A 25051-nucleotide genomic window follows, 5' to 3' on the forward strand; every position below is an offset into this window, starting at 1 on the left:
GGCTTATTCGAAAAGGGATTGCTGGTTTTTTGATTTCTTTTTGCTTTTCTGGTCAGCTATTTCCTGTACAGAAATGGTAGCTTCATTTTCTTCGGATGCTTCTTTTACCGGCATATTTACAATGTTCAAACTGTAATCATCTTTGCCAAATTCGCAGCGGCCCAATAGCATTTGCGGAATTTTTTTGATGCTGATATTGGCATATTTGTTTTTGCAACCTTGTTGAAAAGCTTTGCAGCAGATTAAAAGCGTTTCGCCGGCTTGCATTTCGTTATGGATGCGGTCGAGGCTTTCTACAGTTAAAAACTGCGTGGTGGTAAATATAAAATCCTGTTCGGCGGATTGCCCTTGTTTCCAATAAACGTGTTGGTGTGGCTGGTAACGAAAGCCTTCCTGTTTGGCCATGGCTGCGGCCAGCATTTGTGGGTTGTATTCTTTGGAGATAATCCAGTTGCCGTATTGGTCCTGGTTGAGCAGGGAAGGTGCCAAAGTGTAAAATTTAAAACCGCCGCCGCCTTGCCAATTTACGGCTTTGCTAATTCCGCCTTGCTCACCATCAACTACTTGTTTTAAACGCGGGTAACAATGTGTTTTGGCATGTTCTCCTAATTCGATACCGATCCATTTTCTGCCCATTTTGTGCGCCACGGCTGCTGTTGTACCTGAACCGAGAAAAGAATCAAGAACAAGATCATTAGGCTTGGTACTTAATTCTAAAATTCGTTGAATTAAACGTTCTGGTTTAGGTGTTGCAAATACATTATCAGAATTGAATTGTTTAGCTTCTTTTTTTGCATCTTGATTATCACCAACTTCAACACGAAACCAAATCGTTTTAGACACAATCCCATCTTGCACTTCTGATAGAAACTTTTTTACTGAGGGAACATTGTTTCCAGATTCTCCAAACCAAATTCTATTATCCTTAATTAAAACTTCAAACCTTTCTTTTGAAGTTACCCAACAACGACTTTGTGGAGGTTTAACGATTCTTCCAGAAGGTAAAGTTATTGGATAATCATTTGTGACAGAATAGGTCTTCACAGAAAAATCTGCTGCTTTCCAAACACCTCTTAAATCACTATCTGGATTCTTATACCTAGCATTCATTTCATCTGTTCTTGGTAACAAAAATGGCCGCCAGACTTCTTTACTCTTCGCATAAACTAAAATGTGATCATGGCTATCAGACATCCATTTAGCATCATTTTGAGGTGAATATTTTTTTTCCCAAATAACATTGGAAACAAAGTTTATTCGGCCAAAAACTTCATCACAAAGCACTTTTAAATAATGGCTTTCGTCATCATCAATACTAATCCACATTGATCCTTCATCTGATAATAGATTGCGGAGAATAGTTAAGCGAGGTTTTATTAAATTCAGCCATAAAGAATGCTCAATTCCGTCATCATAATGTTCAAAAGCATTGCCCGTATTATATGGAGGATCGATGTAAATACATTTTATTTTCCCTGCGTAATCCTGTTCTAATGCTTTTAAGGCTAAAAGGTTATCGCCGTGAATAATCATATTTTGCGTATCTGCATCACCATAAGAATATTCAGGGTTTTCAATCAATATGCGTGGTTCCAGCTTCGGTTCTTCACCTTTGCCAATCCAGGTCAGTTCTAATTTCTGGTGTTTTTGTTTCGGCATTCTTTAAATCAATTTCCACTTAATGGTAAATAGTTCTTTGGTTCCCACTTTTTGCTGTAAGCGTTTTTCTACGTCGCTAAGTAAGGTTTCTTTCTTCTCGTCAATTTCATCCTGGGCTTCATATAGAATGCGTCTTTTATCGCCTCTTTTTTTCTCCAGGTCTTTAATTTGCCTTTGCGCTTTTACTTTTTCTTCCAGGTTAAGCATTTTTTTAGCTTCGGCTTTGCGTAGTTTTATTTCGGCATCAAAATCTTCTATTTCTTTTTGCAGTCCAATTTTCATATCGTCTGCCCATTGATCAAGTTTCTCGATCTCCACATCAAAAAATTCCCGGTTTCTTTTCGTGTTTTTCTCAACCAGATTTTCCTGCTCGTTGATAAAAATTTCTTTAAAATGGTTTTTAGTATGATATGGAAGATTGCATTCTTCTCCTTCGGTTGCCGTTAACGAAAAGAAGCGTGCAGATAAACCGGATTCGATAACTTCACCGTCATCGGTTGTATTAGCGATAACGATATAATCTTCTTCATCAAAAGCGGAAATGGTAATCAGCGAAAGCTGCATCCAGCCTTGTTTGCCAATAAAGTTTTCTAATGGCGTGCTAACCGTTTGATTTTTAGGATATTCAAAAACTAATTCTTTTGCTACAGTAATACTGTTTTTACAGGCAATTAATAGGCGTTGCGCTAATGGATGGCCAACGCGGTAAATGTTGGTATCATCCGGAACATACACTTCCGACTTTTTCTGGCCTTCTTTAGGCTTCAAAACCATATACGGGCCGGGATGAATATTTTCGGCAGGAAACGGGTTTTTGTTTAATGTAAAAGCATAATTTTCATTGCTAAAAGAAGCATGTCCGTTTAGGTAATATTTGGTTACTTCCCATAAATTACGCTCAAAAATATTTAGGTAACCTTTGGTTTTTTCGTAATCTATTCGCAGTTTTTCTCTTACTTCTTCATCAATATTTTCTAAAAGCCTTTTTTTTGTATCTTCAATACGTTCGGTAATGTCATCTTTTAATTCGTCTTGCAGCTCATCAAAAGCCTGTTCTATACTTGCCGGATCCCTGCAATCGTTATAAATTTTGGCAATCCTTTTTTCAAAATCAATTCCGCTTCCAATACTGCCTAAAACCTCATCACTCGCCCCAAAAACGCCATCAAATAGTTTAAACTTTTTATCCAGCAGTTCATACACTCTTTTATCGGCAGCGTTGGCTTTATTTAAAAAGTTAACCACAACCACGTCGTATAACTGCCCGTAACGATGGCAGCGGCCTATGCGTTGCTCTATACGTTGTGGGTTCCAGGGCAAATCATAATTAACCACCAAAGAGCAAAACTGCAGGTTTATGCCTTCAGCAGCAGCTTCTGTAGCAATCATGATGGTAGCTTCATCCCTAAAATAATCTACTAAAGCAGCTCTTTTGTCCGCAGTAGGAGAGCCGGTAATCCTGTCCGTGCCTTTGTGTTTTTCGAGCCAGTTGCGATAAATATTGTTTGAATTTTTATCGTTGTTTGTGCCGTTAAAAAGTATGACTTCTCCTTCGTATCCTTTGCCTGGTTCGGATAAAAGGTTAAATAAATATTCCTGTGTCCGTTTTGATTCTGTAAAAATCAGAGCTTTTTTATTGGCACCTAATTCGGATAATTTTTCAAAGCCTTTGTTTAATGCTGTAAACAGTTTTTCGGCTTTTGTATTAAATGGGATGTTATCGGCCAGGTCACGAAATGATTTTAGGTCATTTATTTCATCTTTAATTTGTGCAACTGCTTCGTCTGATAGTTCAACTGCCGTATTATCCGGAAAATTGTCTTCGTCTGCTTCTGCAGTCCATTCATCTTTTATCTCATCAAATAATTCATAATCGCTTTCGACGCGCTCCTCAAATATATGCTCCGAAATTTTATCTTCCAGCCTGTTTGCTAAAGCACTAAGTGTACCTGATATGGCATAGGAAGAAGAAGCCAAAAGCTTTCTTAATATTAAGGTAATAAGCTGTCTTTGGCCTACCGGTAAAGCAAATAATACATCTCTTTGCAAGTAATCCGACACTAAATCGTAAAGTTTTTGCTCATTTTCAGAAGGAAAGAATTCCTCAACAATGGCATAACGATTGGTGTAATTGATGTACTCTTTAACCTGCCTTCTTAAAGTTCGCTGGCAAACAGGTTGCAGCCTTTCTCTTAAAGTATCAAAATTTTCTTTGTCTGCTAATCTTGAAAACTGACTTTTAAAGCTTTTTAAATCACCAAAAACGTAATCATCAATTATGCTTACTAATCCGTATAGTTCTAAAATCGAATTTTGAAGTGGTGTTGCTGTAAGCAGTACTTTTTTTCTTTCAGATAAGGCATTTTTAATAGCATTTCCAATCTTATTAGAAGCTTTGTAAACATTTCTTAATCGGTGCGCTTCATCAATTATTACTAAGTCCCAGGTAACTTTTTTTAAATAAAATTCTTTATTCCTGGCAAAGTGGTAAGAACAAATAACAATTTTATTTTCCTGGTTAAAAGGATTAGCTACGCCATCTTTAATCATTTGGTTAAACGACTTTGCTTCCAAAATAACAGAAGGAAGAAAAAATTTGTCCATCAGCTCCTGGTTCCATTGTTTACGAAGATTAGAAGGTGCAATGATTAAAAGTCTTTGTTTTTTTTCTGCCCAATTTTGGGAAAGTATAATACCAGCTTCAATTGTTTTGCCTAAACCTACTTCATCAGCTAATATCGCCCCATTAGAAAGCGGAGATTTAAACGCGAACAAAGCGGCATCTACCTGATGTGGATTTAAGTCGACTTGGGCGTCTTGCAGAGAAGCAGTAAATTTGTTTATATCATTTGCCGGCTTTCTTATAGTTAAATCATAAGCTAAAAATTTAGCATGATAAGCGGTTAAATTCATTTTAGTAACTGCTGCTGGTGTTTGTTTCGTTATAAAGAAAAGTATAGCAGTTGCTAAAATTAGTCATTTAATCTAATTTTTATAATTGAAATTGACCTTTCTAAATTAAGGGGAAGATTGCTATTAAAAAGTTTGGCCCTGGATTCAATTATCTATTTTTTGTTCGTTGAGCGTTTTAATGCTTAAAAATGGTTGATAAAAGAAGCATGGCTATCAACACTCATACTTCTTTTATCAACTCAAAACTTACAACTCATAACTCACAACCGGCAACCGATTTACTTGATCAAATGGATCACGCCCGTCCGGCTTGGTGCACTGTTTTTATAGCTCATGCCCATCCATTCATTGCCATTTAAGTAAGTTGCTTCTATTTCCCAAACGTAAACACCTTGTGGTGCCGGCTGTCCGTTCATCATGCCATCCCAGCCTTCGGCAGGTTCTCCGCGTGCGGTTAGTTTGGTGGTTTCCCAGATTACTTGTCCCCACTTATTAAATACCCGCATGTGCCAGCGTTTAATGCCCGAGCCTTTGGCTTTAAACGTAACGATCTCGTTAAATTTACTGGTTGGCATAAAGGCATTCGGTACAAAAAGCTGTCCCGGAACGCCGGTTATTTGTACGGTATGCGTAATAGAATCGGCACAGCCCTGCAAATTGTAAACAATCAATTGAACTTTGTAAATACCCGTATCGCGGTAAGTATGTTCCGGATTTTGTTTGCTTGCACTGATGCCATCGCCAAAATTCCATTTCCATAAAATAGGGTTGTTCGTGCTTTTATCAGCAAAAGAAAAACTATAATACGGATACGCTATTACACTGTCTGGTTTTGCTGCAAAGGCTGCTTTTGGTGGAAAATAGACATTGATGTAGTTTTTCATCGTCAGGGTATCGGTACAGCCCAAACCATTTTTGGCAATTAAAGTAATGGTAAAAGGAGTATTCCGGGCAGTAAAAGTATGCGTTGGGTTAGGGGATACAGCTGTGCCGCCATCACCAAAATCCCACATATAAGTGTTATCTCCAGTAGTTTGGTTTTTAAAGTTAACGGTAAGTTGTTTACAGCCGCTTTGCACATCCGCAGTAAAGCTTGTTTTTGGCTGCGGATAAACGGTGATAGACTGATAAGTAGAAGTATCGGAACAACCGTTGGTAGCAGACAATTTTACGTTAAAAACCCCGTCTTTCAGGAAAGTATGGCTTACTACTTCCGGTGCGCTTTGCGTATTTACAATTGTGCCATCACCAAAATCATAAGTAAAATAGGTGCCGCCTTTGGTATTGTTGTAAAACTGGACTGTCCATGGTGCACAACCTGCTTTCTGGTCTCCGTTTACAACCAATTGCGGGAAAACAGAGTTTGGCGAAATGCGGATATTATATTGGGTTACACTTGTACCGCATTCATTTGTTGCAGTCATTTTAACTACATAGGTTTTGCTTACTGCAGAAGTATAAATGTGGGCAACGCCCTGGTTATCGTGGGTAACCAGGGTTTGGCCATCACCAAAATCAAAAGTATAAGTGTTGTTGGTTCCCGGAGAAGTATTGTTAAAGTTTACGGTGAAAGGAGAGCAGCCAACTGTTTTATCAGGCGTAAAAATAGAGATAGGTTTCGGCCTAACGGTTACACCGGAAGTAAACGTACGGATGCCGCAAGCTGTTAAAGCTTTCAGCGTAACGGTATAAGTAGTGTCTTTGCCATCAGTACGCGGCAGGAAAGTAACCGGCAGCGGATTTACTTGGGTCGAAGTGCTTCCGTTGCCAAAGTTCCAGGTATAAGTAGCGGCATTTTGCGGGTTGGAAGTATTGGTGAAAGTTACTGTTAATGGCCCGCATCCTTTGGTTTGATCTTGGGTGAAGCCCGCGGTTACTTCTTTTATCGTAGTAAAAGTATGGGTAAAAGAAGCATCAGGGCAACCATATTTGCTTGAAACTACTAATTTAATCACTACCTGTTTATTATCTTCTGTAATGGTATAACCTGGAAAAGTAAAACCACTTCCAAAGAAAACACCATCTGCATACCAGGTATAAGTATTGTTGCCTGCCGCTGCAGTTGCGTTGATGTTTTGCGCATCTAATTTAAAAGGGATGCAGCCTAAATCATTTTTGTAAGTATAAGTTGCGTTGGGCAAAGGGTTAACTGTTACGGTGATAATATTACTAACGCTTTGCTGCGGGCCGTTACATAAAACCGAAGTAACAATTCTGCGGAACTGCGTAGTAACAGTTAAGCTGTTTACCTGGTAATTCGCTGTATTTGCCCCGGAAATATTTGTCCAGGTGGCACCATTATCAGTACTGCTTTGCCAGTTATAGGTGTAGTTGCCATCGGCACCGGCAGGCGCGCTTCCATTAAGCAGTTTCGGTGTATTGTTATAGCACACTTCCTGATCGCTTGCTACCGTGTTATTGGTAATTGGAGGTTGTACGATGATATAAACCGGCTGACTGATTTTAGTACAAGGGCCGGAAGTTACAATTCTTCTGATATACAAGTTTTGCGTTCCGGTGAAGGAATAATCTTTACCCGTTTGATTAGCAATAGTGGTCCAGGTAATTTGATCGGTACTGCTTTCCCAGCTATAAACAAAGCTTCCGGTTCCACCAGTTGGCTGATCACCTAAAGCGGTAACCGTTTGTCCGTAACAAACAGCGGTGCTGTTAAAGCTGATGGTATTGGTTAAATCGCGTAAATCAGAAATTGTTACATCATCCGCAGAAGTAGAACAAGCACCTGTACTGGTAATGGTCCAGCGGAAAGTGTAACTCTGGCCCGGCTGTAATCCGTTTACAGTTGTGTTATATTGGGTATCATCTGCAAAACCAACGCCGGTTTGTCCGGAAGTTAAAGTCCATTTTCCGGCAGAAGGGGCAGGATTGTTCCCCTTTAAAACATAGTTGCTGGCACTACAAATCTGTTCGTCTGCACCAGCGTTTGCTTGCACCGGTTGCGGCAATACGGTAACGCTTGCATCTACCGTTGGCCCTTCGCAGCCGCCCGGACTAATTGGGGTGATGTGATAAACAATCGTTGCCGCAGTAGTTAAATCAGAAATCAGGATATCATCAATCCGTGTGGCAATTACCGGTTGTTGATTAACTGCATTTCCATAGATACCTTGTACATTAGCCGAAGTCCATTTCAGCAAAACACCCGGCGTGTTGGTAGTAAAAGTGATACCGGTAGGGCTTCCGCTGCAAATCTGGTTTCCTGAATTGGTAAGGGTTACCCTTGGAATTGGCGTAACGGTAACGGTTAGGGTGAAAGGCGTGCCCGGACAGTTGTTGTTAATTGGCGTAATGGTATAAGTAACCGTTCCATTGTTGTTCGGATCAGCATTAACCAGTACATCGTTAATATCGCCTGTTCCGCTTGCACTATTTCCGGTAACAGAAGCAGATGCAGAAGAAACCCAGGTAAAAGAAGTATTATTTTGTTGCGCCGTTGGATGATAACTCAGCGCAGTTCCGGTACAGATAATTTTGGTTGATGCACTGGTTATGGTGTTGGTATTTGGCGGATTAACCGTTATCGTTACTGCATTGCTGATATTATGCTGAGAACCACTGCATAGCGCAGTGCTAACTACCCTCCGATACTGGGTAGTTGCAGTAAGTGCGCCCGGCTGATAAGTGATCGTGTTGCTGTTGCTGATGCCAAGCCAGGTTGTGCCGCCATCTGTACTGTTTTGCCATTGATAGGTAAAGTTGCCGTCTCCTCCGGTTGGTGTACTTCCGGTTAATAATGCAGGAACATCATTATAACAAATGCGCTGATCGGCAGTAATGGTGTTATTGGCAATTGGAGGTTGTACAATTACATAAACCGGCTGAGAAACTTTAACGCAAGGGCCGGAACTTACAATTCTTCTGATGTAAATATTCGCCGTTCCTGTAAAAGACAAATTCCTGCCGTTCTGGCTGGCAATACTTGTCCAGTTAATGCCGTCGCTGCTGCTTTCCCAGCTATAAACATAGCTGTTGGTCCCGCCTGTTGGCTGATCGCCATTTATGGTAATAGTCTGTCCGTAACAAACAGCCGGACTAACAAAACTGATGTTATTTGTTAAGTCTAATAAATCAGTAATTATAACATCATCAAGACTTGAAGCGCATTGCGAAGCGCCGGTAATGGTCCAGCGGAAAGTATATTGCTGGCCTGGTTGTAGTCCGTTTACCGTTGTATTATATTGAGTATAATCAGCAAAACTTATACCTGTTTGTCCGGAAATGATCGTCCAGTTGCCGGAAGAAATCCCCGGATTGTTCCCTTTTAAAGTATAACTGCTTGTACTGCAAATTTGCTCATCAGGCCCGGCATTAGCTTGTAAAGGTAAAGGCTGAACTGTGATGATTACGGTTACTGGTACACCTTCGCATCCTGATGCACTTACTGGTATAATCTGGTAAGTTACAGTACCGCTGGCAGTAGAGGAGGAGTTGTTTAAAACATCATCAATCCGGCTGGCATAAACAGCGGCTTGATTATTATTACCGGAAATGCCTGCCGAAGCAGTACTTGTCCATTTAAACTTTGTACCGCTTAAGTTAGCCGTAAATGTGATACCGGTAGGCTGTCCGCTACAAATGGTGTTACTGGTTTGGTTAACGGTAATTACCGGCAGTGGTGTAACGGTAACGGTTAAGGTAAAAGTCCTGCCCGGGCAGCCACTGTTAAACGGGGTAATTGTATAAGTAACCGTGCCGTTATTGTTTGCATCGGTATTGGTAAGTACATCATTAATGTCACCTGTTCCGCTTGCTGTATTTCCGCTAACCGTACCTGATGCAGAAGAAACCCAGGTAAAAGAAGTATTGGCAGCCTGCGCAGTTATATGATAACTAAATGTTGCCCCGGTACAAATAGTTGCACTGGAAGCACTGGTTACGGTATTTGTATTTTGCGGACTAACCGTTACCGTTACTACGTTACTAACATTTTGCTGTGCACCGCTACAAAGCGCTGTAGTTACTATCCTGCGAAACTGTGTAGTAGTAATTAAGGATACAGGCTGATAATTGATACTTGTAGCGCCACTAATCGTATTCCAGTTTGCACCGTTATCAATACTTTGCTGCCATTGGTAACTATAGCTGCCATCACCTCCGGCAGGTGTACTTCCGTTTAATACAGAGGGAGTATTGTTATAGCATATTTGTTGATTGGCTGTAACTGTATTGTTGGAAATGGGAGGCTGTACCTGAATATAAATAACGTTACTGGTTTTAACACAAGGGCCGGAAGTTACTATCCGCCTGAAATAAATAGAACTGGTTAAAAGCATAGAAAGGTTAGCGCCAGATTGTCCGCTTACACTGGCCCAGTTAAGCCCGTCGCTGCTGCTTTCCCAGCTGTAAACGTAGCTATTGGTCCCGCCGGTTGGCAAATCTCCGCTTACTGTAACGGTTTGTCCTGAGCAGACAGCCGGACTGGCAAAGCTGATGGTATTGGTTAGATCTGACAGGTCATTAACAATTACATCATCAGAAGTTACAGCACACTGTGCAGCGCCGGTAATCGTCCAGCGGAAAGTATAGGACTGGCCGCCCTGTAACCCGCTAACTGTAGTATTATATTGAGTGGCATCTGCAAAAACCACTCCTGTTTGGCTGGAAACCAAACTCCATCTGCCAGAAGAAATTCCCGGATTATTTCCTTGTAAAACATAAGTCGGAGCAGAACAAATTTGCCCGTCCGGCCCTGCATTGGCCTGTACCGGCAAAGGCTGTACGGTTATGGTAACGGTAACGGGCGTTCCTTCACAGCCCGAAGGGCCAATAGGCGTAATGGTATAAGTTGCAGTGCCCGCAGCAGTAGTGGAAGTATTGGACAGAACATCATCAACGCGGCTGGCAACTACAGGAGATTGACTATTATTTCCATAAATACCACTTGAAGCAGAAGTTGTCCATTTAAAAGTCGTCCCGCTCAAGTTAGAAGTAAAAGTGATACCGGCAGGTTGTCCGCTGCAAATGGTATTAGCAGTTGAATTTACTGTGATGATCGGCCGTGGCGTTACCGTAACTGTTAATGTAAAAGAAGTACCCGGACAGCCATTGCTGCTTGGAGTAATAGTATAAGTAACTGTTCCGTTGTTTAAAGGATCGGAATTGGTAAGTACATCATTGATGTCGCCCGAACCAGTTGCCGTATTTCCGGTAACAGTGGCAGAGGCAGAAGAAGTCCAGGTAAACGTACTTGCGGTAACTTGTGCCGTTGGGTGATAACCTACCGTATTTCCGGTACAAATGCTTTGACTTGAAGAACTGGTAACCGAATTTCGCGGATTAATAGTAATGATTATTTCATCCGAAAGCTGGTCACAAGGTACAGGATTGCCAGTTATTACCACCAATGTTAATTTTACCTGCCCGGCATCAATTTCAGCGTTTGAAGGCGTATAAGTTGCTGTTAAAGAAGTTCTGCCAGGCGAAAATGTTCCGTTTCCGCCAGTCCATTGGTAGCTTTGTGCCGGCGGACCGGTAATTGTACCTGCAAGTTGTACTATACCATTAGGACAAATGGTTTGATCCGGCCCTGCATTTATAGTTGGTGATTGCTTAAAATTAAGCTGTTGTGAAGCAGAAGCCGAACCGCAATTATTGGTTTCTGTAGCGGTAACCGTATAAACACCAAAATCTGTAAATAAAATTTGGGGATACTTTGAACTGGCGCTTGTTCCGTTCTGGTAGCTGTAAGCACCTCCGGTTACCGTCCAGCTATAAGTATTTGCCTGGTCTGTAGTTGTACCCGTAAATATGGTTTGGGTATCGCCGACGTTATTGGCAAAAGTAAGTGTCTGGTTAGTTCCGCAATAATCTTTATTAGGTGATAAAGTAACCGTTGGTGTGGTATTTACAGTAATGGTTTGGGATGTACTAACGGCACCGCAATTTTCTGTTCCTATAGATAGAGTAAGGGTATAAATTCCGGGAGAAGAAAACTTGATCTGAGGATTATGACTTGCAGGAGTTGTATTGTTAATAAAAGCTGCTGTTGCCGGCCCGGTTACAGACCAGGTATAAGCATTATTTTGCGGAATGTTATCACAAGAAGGATCAATGGTTGATTGATCTGTTGGAGAAACTACATCATTGCTGCAAATTGTTGATGCAGCCAAAGCAAACTGTGGCTGGGGTTTAGCTAAAACACAAATGGTTTTGGTTACGTCCGAGGCCCCGCATGCACCGCTGCTTCCATTTTGCAGTTTTAAGGTAACAGTATGCTGGCCTGGTGAAGTAAATGTATAGGTAAAAGGAGTTCCTAAAGTATAATTAAATTGTATGGCAACCCCATCTACAAACCAGGTATATTTTGCATTATTATTACTGCAGTTTGCACTTGATGCATCCTGCCCGGGATCTGAAGTATTGGTAAACGAAACGGGTTCATTTAAGCAGGCACTAAGCTGCGCTGTAAAATTATTGGATGGAGGACGGACTACCTTTGCATAAACACTTGTAGGCGAACCCAATGTACCGCAAATCCTACTGCTTACCTGAGCATTAACCTGGAAACTGTTGGTTTGGCCACCTCCTGTATAACCGCATGAACTTTGAGTATAGTCATGCGTTAATCTCCCGCTTAAATTAATAATATCACACAAAGTGTAAATGGTTGTGCTTCCGTCTCCCCAATTAACAACATAAAGGTTCCCTGGATAATTATATTCAATACCGTTAGGTGAGGTATAATCAACAGTATAACTTAAAGTACCATGTCCGCCGCTTAAACAAACTGTATTACTACCCGAAGTACCAAAATTAGTATTTAGATTATTGTTAATTAGCTGATAGGCTTTTGTTCCTTCATGCCCACCCTGTGTAGCTTTAACAAGAATGGTGTAATTAGCGTAATTGGCATTAAAAGCAGTGCTTGGGTTCAGGGTAACAGTAGTTTCATTAGTTTGGGTTAGTTCGTTACGAAAGGTTGCAGTTACGGCAGAGCCGGAAGTAGACGCATTTCCGAAATAATACGGATCAGTTGTCCCGGAACAATTGCCAAATATCTCAGGGTTATCACTATTGATGCTTGAACCGGCTATTGCCGCCTGTACAGCAGTTCCGGCAACTATATTGATACTTGCAGTGGAAGAGGTAACCGCCGGAAGGCTTGATTTTATTGCTAAATTATAGCCATTTCCTGGTGCCAGGTTAGCAGGAATGGTACCGTTAAGAAAGGTTGCATAAAAGCCCGTATAACTGCCAATCTCTATATCAGGGGTTCCACCCGGAACAGAAGAAATATACAGCTTATAAACATTGTCAGGACTGATACAGTTATTGCCAGAGGTAATTGTAAACGGCACCGCAATACTCGAACCAGGCGTATAAGGGCCGGCATCAACAGTGCTAATTGTTAAAGTTTGTGCTTTAGATAAAGTAGCAAAAAGTGTGAAGAACGCAACCAAAAAAATTACTTTTTGCAGCATATAGTAAAATTGTTTCATTCCTTCATCAGCTTAAAAAGTTCAAATGAGGTTGTACGTTTTTTAATACAGCAGGTTTCGATGATAATTTTCTACAGCTTTAAACCGGGTAACATAAAAATTACGATACGTTTTTTAGGTGATAAAAACAGTATAGTGAATTGTTAATGAAATAATTAGAAAATAATGGGCAATGCGGCAGGCGAGTACAGGATGCAGCTTCGTTTTATTTTACAGATTTTGATCGCTGATTATAAACCAAGCCCGGCAACAGCTTTATTAATGGCGATATAAAACCAGAACTACTGATGGTAAAAGCAATTTTATGATTTGTAATGAATTTTGGAAAACGAGGATTAAAGCAGGATTTGGTAAAGCTGACCGGGGGATAAAAATGAAATTATGGGCCGTATAAACTGTATATCAAATGTTTTTTTAGGTGCTAAAAGAAGCATGTTGTTTTTGCTGTGTACTTCTTTTATCGGCCAAAAATTGATGGCACAAACCGCAGGCACCAAAATGGATTGGGTCAGCAAAGTTGGCGCGCATTCATCTCCCATAAAAAAAACAGAATTTAAAGTAAATGCTTACGGTGTTGTAAATGATAGCACGGCTTTAAATACAAAAGCCATCCAAAAAGCTATTGATGCCTGTGCAGCAAAAGGCGGCGGAATAGTAACTTTTGCTCCCGGAAAATATTTGACCGGCTCTGTTTTTTTAAAAAAAGGTGTTCAGCTACGTTTGGATAAAGGCGTAGAAATTAAAGGCAGTCAGGATATTAAAGATTACCCGGAAATTGATACGCGCATTGCCGGTATCGAAATGAAATGGCCTGCTGCATTAATTAATGTTCTCGACCAACAGCAGGTTGCCGTAACCGGGGAAGGATTGGTTAACGCCCAGGGAAAAGTTTTCTGGGATTACTACTGGAATTTAAGGAAGGAATACGATCCGAAAGGCCTGCGCTGGATTGTAGATTATGATGCCAAAAGGCCCCGCACTTTGCTGGTTTCCAACTCTTCGGATGTAACTATAAAAGGAATTACTTTACAACAGGCCGGTTTCTGGACGGTGCAGCTTTTGTACTCCAAAAACGTAACGGTTGATGGCATTACGATCCGGAACAATATTGGCGGCCATGGCCCTTCAACTGATGGAATTGACGTGGATTCTTCTTCCTGGGTTTTAATCCAGAATTGTGATATTGATTGTAACGATGATGATTTCTGTTTGAAAGCTGGCCGCGATTGGGATGGTTTGCGGGTAAACCGGCCAACGGAATATGTAGTGATCCGCGATTGTGTTGCCCGAAAAGGTGCCGGATTATTAACACTTGGAAGTGAAACTTCAGGCAGCATCAGGCATGTTTTGGCAACTAATTTAGTTGGAAACGGAACCAGCAACGGCTTAAATATCAAATCGGCAACAACGCGCGGTGGTACAATTGAAGATATTCACTTTGAAAACATCACCATGAACGGCGTTGGAACAGCGATGCAAATTACCATGAACTGGAACCCGAGCTACAGCTATTCTAAATTGCCGGAAGGTTATACGGAAGAAACTTTGCCGCCGCATTGGAAAAAAATGCTGACCAAAGTAGAACCGGCATCCAAAGGAATACCTCATTTTAAAGACGTTTTTTTAGAAAACGTTAAAGTTACCGATGCCAAAAAAGCAATCAATGCAATTGGTTTGCAGGAATCGGAACTGATCAATTTCAACCTGAAAAATGTTACGATAGAAGCAGCAACTGCAGGCGATATTGAATTAGCGCAAGGCTGGAAGTTCGATCAGGTATCCATTAAAACAAAAGACAACTCGCAGCTTGGGGTTAAAAGTTCTTCCAACATGAAAATTGCAATGTCAGAAAAGTAAGATAACATGAAAATACTTGTACAAAAACTGTTATTGCTTGCTTTTACACTTGCTGTTTTTAACACGGTAAAAGCTCAAAATACTTCGCCGGTTTCCATACAAGTTGATTTTAATAAGGAAACCGGTCCAATGAAATCAGTTTGGGCATGGTTTGGAAACGATGAACCAAACTATGCTTACATGAAAGACGGGCAAAAGCTGTTAACAGAACTGGCTGCTTTAAGTCCGGTCCCGGTTTATTTAAGAACACATAATTTAATGACTTCCGGTGATGGTACGCCTGCTTTAAAATGGGGTTCAACGAATATTTATACGGAAGATAAAAACGGCAATCCAGTTTATAATTTCACCATTGTTGACCGGATTTTTGATGCCTACATCAAACGAGGAATGAAGCCACTGGCACAGATTGGTTTTATGCCCGAAGCTTTATCCACGCATCCGGAACCTTATCAGCATCACTGGCGGGCAGAAGCTGGTTATCAGCAAATTACAACCGGCTGGGCTTATCCTCCGAAAGATTATCAGAAATGGGGCGAATTGGTTTATCAATGGGTGAAACACTGCGTGGAGCGTTACGGCAAAAAAGAAGTGGAAAGCTGGTACTGGGAAGTTTGGAACGAACCAAACGGTTATTACTGGAAAGGCACCGTTCCGGAATTTTACAAACTGTATGATTATGCTGCTGCTGGTTTAAAACGCGCTTTACCGACAGCAAAAATTGGCGGGCCAAACGTTGCAGGAACAGGCGGAGCAGGCGGAAGCAAATTTTTAAGAGGTTTTATAGAACACTGTATTTCGGATACCAACTTCGTTACCGGCAAAATAGGTTCTCCGCTGGATGCGGTTTTGTTTCATGCAAAAGGTTCGCCAAAATTTAAAAACGGCATAGTAGAAATGAATATGGCACCGCAACTTCGCGATATTGAAACCGGATTTAAAATAGTAAGGTCTTATCCTCAAACTCAAAATCTCCCTGTTATTCTGGGCGAATCTGATCCGGAAGGCTGCGCAGCTTGCGGTATTCAAACCAATCCTGAAAACGCTTACCGCAACGGAACGATGTTTTCCAGTTACACCGCTGCTTCTTTTGCAAGGGAATATTTATTGGCGGATGAATACCAAGTCAATTTTAAAGGAGCAGTTTCCTGGTCGTTCGAGTTTGAAAACCAGCCTTGGTTTGCCGGTTTCCGTGATGTAGCTACAAATGGCGTAGATAAACCCGTTCTAAACATTTTTCGGATGTTCGGGAAGATGAGCGGAACGCGCGTTCAAGTAACAGGCACCAATTTTTACCCGCTAAAAACAGTACACGATTCCAGCGTTAGGAACCAAACGGATATTGGCGGACTGGCTTCAAAAGATAAAAACACTGCTGCGGTAATGATTTGGAATTATCATGATGATGATCGTTTAGAACCTGCAACTCCTGTTAATATCAGCCTAAATGGTTTACCAGCTAAAACGGTAAAAGTAACCCGATATTTAATCGATCAAAGCCACAGCAATTCCTACAATATCTGGAAAAAAATGGGATCGCCGCAAAAACCAACCACAGCACAAATTACAGCACTTGAAAAAGCAGGAATGCTGCAAACGGATGGAAACCCGCAGCAAATGTTGGTGGCAAATGGACAACTAAAAATGAATATTAATTTGGAACGGCAAGGTGTTGAACTGATTAAACTGGACTGGAAATGAGGTTAGTTCTGTTATCGACCGCAGGGAGAAATCTTCATCAAAGAAGAATTACTTATTAGATGAAGGTCCTTCGACAGGCTCAGGATGACAAGGCGCATATCTTGCAATGCCAAAAAAGAACGCCAAGAAAAAAGAACGCACAAAGAAATAGAGGTTCATCCGCAATATTTTAATAAAGTTTTAGGATGACAGAACGAAATATTTTAGATTAAAAATGAATCAAAATTTACGCTTTTGCTTGCTATTGATCTTGCTGCCATGCTGTTTTTATGCAGAAAAAACTTGTGCGCAACGGCAAATGGAAAACCTTGGCCGGGGCGTAATTGCTGTTCGTAAAAGTGCCGATTCAGTTTATGTAGGATGGCGTTTGCTGGGAACTGATCCTGATGAAATAACCTTTAACCTGTATCGTCAATCAGGAAATGCAAGTCCTGTTAAACTCAACTCTTCTCCAATAAAACAAACTACTGATTTTATCGATGTAAAAGCAAACTCGTCCGAACCCAATTCCTATTTTGTAAAACCGGTACTAAAAGGAGCAGAGCAGCAGGCGGGTAAAGCTTATACGCTGGCAGCAAATTCGCCCATTCGGCAATATATTTCTATTCCAATTCAAGCTCCTCCTCCCGGAGAAGTGATGGGAAGCAAATTTTCGTATAGCGCTAACGATGTTTCTGTTGGAGATTTAGATGGTGACGGCGAGTACGAGCTAATTTTAAAATGGGACCCTTCCAATTCTAAAAATCCACCGCAAAAAGGCTTTACCGGAAACCAGATTTTAGATGCTTACAAAATGGATGGAACAAGGCTTTGGCGTATTGATCTTGGTAAAAATATTCGTTCCGGAGCAGCTTATACGCAGTTTTTGGTTTATGATTTGGATGGAGATGGCAAAGCAGAAATAGTTTGTAAAACTGCTGATGGAACGATAGACGGACAAGGAAAAATCATTGGCGATGCTACGAAAGACTGGCGGTTTAAAGAACCGGAAAGCGACCCGAAATACGGAAAAATTGTAGAAGGGCCGGAGTATTTAACCGTTTTTAACGGATTAACCGGAGCGGCTTTAGCGACAGAAAATTATACGCCAAACCGTTATCCGTTAGATGGTTGGGGCGGGATTGGCGGAAACGGCGGAAACGATAATACCGGAGGCAGGCCGGATCGGTTTAGCGCTTGTGTTGCCTATTTAGATGGCGTGTACCCAAGCGTAGTAATGGTCCGTGGTTGGTATGGCCGTTCGGCTTTATCTGCCTGGGATTTTAGGAACGGAAAATTAACGCAGCGTTGGATTTTTGATTCTAAGGATGCTAAAAATCCTTATTCCGGTATGGGCAACCATAATTTAAGTGTTGCAGATATGGACGGTGATGGAAAAGATGAAATTTGCATTGGCGCCATGACAGTGGATGATAACGGAAAAGGTTTGTACACAACAGGTTTGCGCCATGGCGATGCTTTACATGTAAGTGCGATGGATCCGTCAAAATCAGGTTTACAAGTTTTTGGCATCCACGAAAGTGAAGAAAAAACGCTTGCATTAAAAACGCCAGGTGTGGCAATGTTTGATGCTAAAACAGGAAAAATTCTATGGAGTTTAGGGCCGGGAGTTGATGTAGGAAGAGGAGTTGCTGCTGATATCGATCCAACTCATGCTGGTTTTGAAAATTGGGGCGGGCCTGGCGGTTTACGAGATATAAATGGTAAAACCATCACAGAAAAAGCACCTTCATCAACTAATTTTCTGGTTTGGTGGGATGCGGATTTAACGCGCGAATTATTAGATAAAAATCACATTGATAAATGGAATTGGAAAACTGAAACAACTGACCGCTTATTGACTGCTGAAAATTGCGTTTCTAACAACGGCACCAAAGCTACACCTTGTTTAAGCGCAGACTTGTTTGGCGATTGGCGTGAAGAAGTGGTCTGGCGAACAGCAGATAACAAAGAACTTCGAATTTACACAACCACTATTCCTGCTAAAAACCGCATTTACACTTTAATGCATAACCCGGAATATCGGCTAAGTATTGCCTGGCAAAATGTAGCTTATAATCAACCGCCTCATACAGATTTTTTTCTGGGAGAAGGTATGGCAAAACCACCCCGGCCTAAAATTTATGTGCTAAAAGAAGCATCAGTTCAAATTAAAAATATCAAACCTGCAAAACCATAAGTTATGAATCAAAAATTACGCTTCTGCTTTTTATTGTTTTTTGTGCCATGCTGTTTTTATGCACCTAAAATTAGTGCGCAACGGCAAATGGAAAACCTGGGCCGTGGTATCATCGCCGTACATAAAAGTGCTGATTCTGTTTTTGTAAGCTGGCGCATGTTAGGCACGGAGCCGCAGGATATTGCCTTTAATTTGTATCGTAAAACAGGAAATGCAGCGCCTGTAAAACTCAACAAAACACCAATAACAGAAAGTACAAATTATGAAGATGCCAGGGTAAATTTCTCTCAACCCAATACTTATTTTGTAAAACCGGTTTTAAAAGGCGCGGAGCAGGAAGCGGGCAAACCTTATACATTGGCAGCAAATGCGCCGGTGCAGCAGTACATCAATATTCCACTTAAAACACCGCAAGGTTATACGCCCAATGATGCTTCTGTAGGCGACCTGGATGGTGATGGCGAGTACGAAATTATCCTGCACCAAACCGGCCGCGGCCGCGATACGCCTTCGCCTGGGCTTACAGATCCTCCTATTTTCCAGGCTTATAAGATGGACGGAACATTATTGTGGACGATCAATCTCGGTAAAAACATCCGCGAAGGCGCGCACTACACCCAGTTTATGGTTTATGATTTAGATGGAGATGGCATAGCAGAATTTGCCTGTAAAACCGCAGACGGAACGGTAGATGGAAAAGGAAAAGTAATCGGCGATTCTACCAAAGACTGGCGTACATTAAATGTTGAACCAAGAAACGTGATGTACGGGAAAATAATGAACGGACCGGAATACTTTACCATCTTTAGCGGCAAAACCGGCGAAGCTTTGGCTACTACCGATTATATTCCAAGCCGTTATCCAACCAATGGCTGGAACGGTCATGGTGGTAATGGCGGCCACGATGATACTGGTAACCGTGTTGATCGTTTTACGGCTTGTATTGCTTATCTCGATGGCGTTCATCCCAGCGTTGTAATGTGCCGTGGTTATTATGGCAGGTCAGTTTTGGCTGCCTGGGATTGGCGGAATGGAAAACTGACTTCACGTTGGGTTTTTGATAGTAAAGATGGCGAAAATCCGTATTCCGGCCAGGGTTATCATAATTTGAGCGTAGCAGATGTGGATGGCGATGGCAAAGATGAAATTGTTTACGGATCGATGGTGGTGGATGATAATGGCAAAGGGCTTTTTAGTACCGGTTACCGTCATGGCGATGCGTTGCATGTTTCCGATCTGGATATTTCAAGGCCGGGTTTAGAAGTTTTCGGCATCCACGAAATTGAAGAAGGGACAAAAGGGCCAGGCGTTACGGTTTATGATGCCAGAACAGGAGAAACTTTATTTAAAGGTTCCATGGACCAGGATGTGGGAAGAGGCGTTGCCGACGATATTGATCCGGCTTATCCCGGAGCAGAAATGTGGTGGTCGGGCTCCAACGGTTTATACACCATAAAAGGGGTACGAATTGGAGATGCGCCCAGATCAACCAACTTTTTAAGCTGGTGGGATGGCGATTTAAACAGAGAATTGCTTGATGGCAATCACATTGATAAATACAAAGGCGGCAGATTATTAACGGCGGAAGGCTGCGTTTCCAACAACGGAACCAAATCAACACCTGCTTTAAGCGCTGATTTATTTGGCGACTGGCGCGAAGAAGTGATGTTCCGCACGGCCGATAACCAGAATTTAAGAATTTATACCACAACCATTCCTACCAAACATAAAATTTATACGTTGATGCACGACCCGCAATACCGGTTAAGTATCGCCTGGCAAAACGTGGGTTACAACCAGCCGCCGCATACGGGTTTTTATTTGGGAAGTGATATGAAAATGTTGCCGAAACCCAATATTGTGTTGGTAAAAAAAGCATCAGCACAAAAGAAATAAGCACCATGAACAGCAACAGATGGAGTTTTTTAGGTGGTAAAAGAAGCATGCTTCCTGCTGTCATGCTTCTTTTATCAGACAAAAGCTCAACTTAAAAACCTAAATCATTAAACTTATCACTATGTTATTTTTTACAAGATCAATTCAGTTAAAAACCAGGAGCAAATGGATGGTTCCGGTGCTTGGGTTTTTGCTGGTCCTGTTTCCCGTTTTTATCCAGGCGCAAAGCAACTCGGATGGACGAAAAATTACTTCTTTCGATCCCGACTGGCGCTTTTTAAAAAATGATGCAACCGGGGCAGAAAAACCGGCTTTTGATGATGCTAAATGGCGAAAACTGGATGTTCCGCACGATTGGAGCATTGAAGGCCCATACGATCAGAACAATCCAACTGGTCGTGGTGGTGGTTATCTTCCTGCCGGAATTGGCTGGTATCGTAAAACTTTTACCTTAGACGAAGCAGATGCCAAACGCAAAGTTTCTATAGAATTTGATGGTGTAATGGCTAATAGTGATGTCTGGATCAATGGTTTTCATTTGGGAAAACGTCCTTATGGTTACAGCAGTTTCAGTTATGATTTAAGCGGACATCTCAACTTTGGCAAAGGAAAAACAAATGTAATTGCGGTTCGTGCAGATAATTCTTTGCAGCCGGCTTCCCGTTTTTATACTGGCGCAGGTATTTATCGGCATGTTCGTTTGGTTTCTACGGATGATGTTCATTTTGATCATTGGGGAATTTACATTACAACATCGCAGATTACTTCTGCAAAAGCACAGGTAAAAATTCAAACTAAAATCAGCAATACATCTTCCGCATCTAATGAAATTACTTTACAAACATCTTTAATTGATCCTTCCGGGAAAGCTGTAAAATCAACAGAAAGCAAACAAACTCTTGCTGCCGGAAAAACTGCTGATGTTACTCAGGAATTGGAAGTAAGCAATCCACAATTGTGGGATTTGGAACAGCCGAACTTGTATCGCGCCGTTACCAAAATCATTGCTAACGGAAAAACTTTGGATGATGAAACCACAACTTTCGGCATCCGAGATAGCAAGTTTGAGGCAGCAACCGGTTACTGGCTCAACGGAAAAAATATCAAGATAAAAGGAGTATGTCTGCATCATGATGGCGGCGCAGTTGGCTCGGCAGTTCCTTTAGCAGTTTGGGAACGAAGATTTAAGCTGTTAAAAGAAGCAGGCGTAAACGCTATCCGCACTTCACATAATCCGGTTGCGCCCGAGTTTCTGGATTTATGCGACCGGATGGGTTTCCTGGTAATGGACGAAACTTTTGATACCTGGACAGCCGCAAAAGCTAATGGTGAAAAAGGTTATAACCTGTACTTTACTAATTGGTGGGAAAAAGATACCCATGATATGGTTGTTCGTGATCGTAACCATCCATCCATCATTATTTATAGTGTTGGCAATGAAATTCATGATAATTTGGATAATCCCGAAGGATTTAAAAAATACAAAGATCAGCAGGATTTGGTGCATCAACTTGACCCAACTCGTCCGGTTACAATGGCTTTGTTCCGCCCAAATGTTTCCAAAGTTTATTCAAATGGTTTTGCAGCGATGATGGATGTAGTTGGCCAGAATTACCGTGAAAATGAATTGATTGCAGCACATGAAGCGCATCCGGATTGGAAAGTCATCGGTACAGAAAATACCCACGTATTAGCCCAATGGTTGGCATTGCGTGATAAACCTTATATGGCTGGCCAGTTTTTGTGGACTGGCGTTGATTATTTAGGCGAAGAAGATTGGCCGAATGTAACGAATAATCAAGGTTTGTTTGACAGGACCGGAGCTTGGAAACAGCAAGCTTTGCAGCGGCAAAGCTGGTGGTCGGATAAACTGGTTGTACATATCGTCCGCAAATCTGATAATGCCGGCGCAGGAAATTGGGTTAACGATTGGACGCCGACTGATTTCGATACTTATGATAATGCCAAAATTCAGGTTTACAGTAATTGTGATGAAGTAGAACTTTTTTTAAACGGGAAATCTCTCGGCACAAAACCAAAACCCGCCAATGATTCGCCAAGGGAATGGGACGATGTAACTTTTGAAAAAGGTACGCTCAAAGCAGTAGGCAAAAATAAAGGTGCAGCGGTTGCTTCCGAAGAATTTAAATCTGCCGGAGCACCTGCTAAAATTGTGCTTTCTGTTGATAAAAGCAAATTAGCAAATATTTGGGATGACGTTTCTTATGTTACTGCAACTATTGTTGATGCGCAAGGAATTCCTTGTCCAAATTCAGATAAATCCATTAAGTTTAGTATAAGTGGCGGCGGAGAAATTGCTGCTGTGGATAATGGCAATATTGCCAGTCACGAACTTTATCAAACCACCGAAAGAAATGCTTATCGCGGAACTTGTATTGCTTTGATCAAAGCCAAAGCTGCATCAGGAAAAGTTACTGTAAAAGCAGCATCGACAGGTTTGGCTGATGGTTCGGTTTCGATTGATTTAATTTCATCTCCAACAAAATAAAAATATGAAAAGAAATAGATCTTTCAACCCTAAACCAATGCTGTTTTTAGCAGCACTTTTTGTGGTTTTCTGCGGATTTATTTGGCAGCAAAACCAGCATACACTTTATGTTATAGGTGATTCTACAGTAAGAAACTCTAACAAGGAAACCTGGGGCTGGGGAACTTTTATCGGCGGTTATTTCGATACCACGAAGTTAAAAACCAGCAACCAGGCAATGGCCGGAAGAAGCACACGAACTTTTATAAAAGAAGGCCGCTGGGATAAAGTATTATCTACTTTAAAAGCAGGAGATTTTGTAATGATGCAATTTGGTCATAACGAAGGCAGCGTTCCGGATACTACAAAAGCTGGTTACCGAGGCGTTTTAAAAGGTATTGGCGACGAAACAAAAGAACTGGTTTGGCCGGATGGAAAACCCGAGACCGTGCACACTTACGGCTGGTATTTAAGCAAATTTGTAAAAGAAGCCAAAGCAAAAGGCGCAACGGTTTTCATCTGTTCCATGATCCCGAGGAACGAATGGGCAGACGGAAAAGTTAAAAGAGCAAACAACGATTACGGCAAATGGGCGCAGGAAGTGGCGCAACGTGAAGGAGCTTTTTTTATCGACTTAAATAAAATTACTGCTGATAAATACGACAAAATGGGACCGGATGAAGTGAAAAAACTTTTCCCCGGCGATCATACACACACCAGCCAGGAAGGTGCAAAAATTAATGCCCAATCTGTTGTGGACGGCTTAAAGGAATTGAAAAATGACCCGTTGAAACCGTATTTTTTATAAAGAAAACACCGATAAAAGAAGCATTGAAAATTAAGTTAGCATTGGAAATTCAAAACTAAATGAACGCATCATTCCCCTAACCCCCTTCAAAGGGGGAAAAGAACCTGGGCGCATATCTTTCTATCAAATATTTTAGGTTTAGAAAGGTAGGCGTTATACAATTCCCCCTTTGAAGGGGGTTAGGGGGATGACCTTATTTCAACCTAAAAAGCATTACAACCATGAACAAAAAACATCAACTCAAAACCCTGTTGCTCACAGCAATCACGCTCCTCGCTCTTTCCTCCTTCATCCTATATCAACAAAACAAACCAACTCTTTACCTCATCGGTGATTCCACTGTTAAAAACAGTAAAGACAAAGGCGACGGCGGTTTATGGGGTTGGGGACATTATATTGGTGCTTACTTCGATCAGAATAAGATCAATGTAGAAAACGATGCTTTAGGCGGAACAAGCAGTCGTACTTTTCAATCCAAAGGTTTGTGGGACGCTGTTCTCGTAAAGCTGAAAAAAGGCGATTACGTAATGATGCAGTTCGGACATAATGATAGCAGTCCGTTAGATGATACCGCCCGCGCCCGAGGCACCATTAAAGGTGTTGGCGAAGAAAGCAAGGAAATTTACAACCCGATCCTGAAAAAACAGGAAGTGGTGCATACTTACGGCTGGTACATGCGCAAGTTTGTAAACGAAGCCAAAGCAAAAGGTGCAACCGCAATTGTGTGTTCGCCCATTCCAAGAAACGAGTGGAAAGACGGCAAAGTAGTGCGTTCTGTAAACAGTTACGGACAATGGGCGCAGGAAGTAGCCAAACAAACCAATGCTTCTTTTATCGACCTAAATTCGATCACTGCGGATAAATATGACCGGTTGGGTGCCGAAAAAGTAAAAGAATTTTTCCCCGGAGACCACACGCATACCAATGAAGCAGGCGCCATATTAAATGCAGAATCGGTTGTGGCAGGATTAAAAGAATTGAAAAATTGTTCGCTGAACGAGTATTTGTTGAAGAAATAAGGTTAAAGAATAGGTTATCTTGTTAAATTATTAATTGCAATTACACATAATTTGTAATACATATTTTGTAGT

General features: G+C 41.5%; 10 protein-coding genes. 7 read left to right on the plus strand and 3 right to left on the minus strand.

The genetic code is table 11. The annotated features are described in order from the left end of the window. Positions 1 to 3 precede the first annotated feature (3 nt). From GO621_RS04560 to GO621_RS04570, 3 genes are all read right to left on the minus strand, one after another. Positions 4 to 1659 (minus strand): site-specific DNA-methyltransferase, encoded by a 1656-nt coding sequence (locus GO621_RS04560; protein ID WP_157564595.1) that lies wholly within the window; start codon positions 1657 to 1659, stop codon positions 4 to 6. Positions 1660 to 1662: 3 nt separating this feature from the next. After that, positions 1663 to 4572 carry an SNF2-related protein gene (locus GO621_RS04565; protein WP_157564597.1) on the minus strand — a complete coding sequence of 970 codons (2910 nt, stop codon included), beginning with the start codon at positions 4570 to 4572 and terminating at the stop codon, positions 1663 to 1665. A gap of 278 nt (positions 4573 to 4850) precedes the next feature. Next, entirely contained in the window at positions 4851 to 13031 is an 8181-nt protein-coding gene (locus GO621_RS04570) for a PKD-like domain-containing protein (RefSeq protein ID WP_157564599.1), read from the minus strand. 381 nt (positions 13032 to 13412) lie between these two features. On the opposite strand from GO621_RS04570, the gene GO621_RS04575 reads away from it, so the two are divergent. The 7 genes from GO621_RS04575 (at position 13413) to GO621_RS04605 (ending at position 24979) form a co-directional block, all read left to right on the plus strand. Next, positions 13413 to 14888, plus strand: a complete 1476-nt coding sequence (locus GO621_RS04575; protein WP_232335589.1) for a glycoside hydrolase family 28 protein — start codon at positions 13413 to 13415, stop codon at positions 14886 to 14888. Between the two features lie 6 nt (positions 14889 to 14894). Beyond that, positions 14895 to 16589: a GH39 family glycosyl hydrolase gene (locus tag GO621_RS04580; protein ID WP_157564601.1), complete on the plus strand. Its 1695-nt coding sequence runs from the start codon at positions 14895 to 14897 to the stop codon at positions 16587 to 16589. Between the two features lie 298 nt (positions 16590 to 16887). Further along, a complete protein-coding gene (locus GO621_RS04585) occupies positions 16888 to 18768 on the plus strand; it encodes a rhamnogalacturonan lyase (protein WP_198170133.1) in 1881 nt (626 codons plus the stop codon). A gap of 3 nt (positions 18769 to 18771) precedes the next feature. Continuing rightward, positions 18772 to 20664, plus strand: a complete 1893-nt coding sequence (locus GO621_RS04590; RefSeq protein WP_198170134.1) for a rhamnogalacturonan lyase — start codon at positions 18772 to 18774, stop codon at positions 20662 to 20664. A 121-nt stretch (positions 20665 to 20785) separates the two neighbouring features. Continuing rightward, complete coding sequence (locus GO621_RS04595; protein ID WP_232335590.1) at positions 20786 to 23173, plus strand: glycoside hydrolase family 2 TIM barrel-domain containing protein; 2388 nt, start codon at positions 20786 to 20788, stop codon at positions 23171 to 23173. Between the two features lie 4 nt (positions 23174 to 23177). Further along, positions 23178 to 23960, plus strand: coding sequence for a rhamnogalacturonan acetylesterase (locus GO621_RS04600; protein ID WP_157564605.1), 783 nt, complete (start codon positions 23178 to 23180; stop codon positions 23958 to 23960). 221 nt (positions 23961 to 24181) lie between these two features. Beyond that, a complete protein-coding gene (locus GO621_RS04605) occupies positions 24182 to 24979 on the plus strand; it encodes a rhamnogalacturonan acetylesterase (protein ID WP_157564606.1) in 798 nt (265 codons plus the stop codon). Positions 24980 to 25051 lie beyond the last annotated feature (72 nt).

The organism is Mucilaginibacter arboris, assembly GCF_009754915.1.
GTDB lineage: Bacteria > Bacteroidota > Bacteroidia > Sphingobacteriales > Sphingobacteriaceae > Mucilaginibacter_A > Mucilaginibacter_A arboris.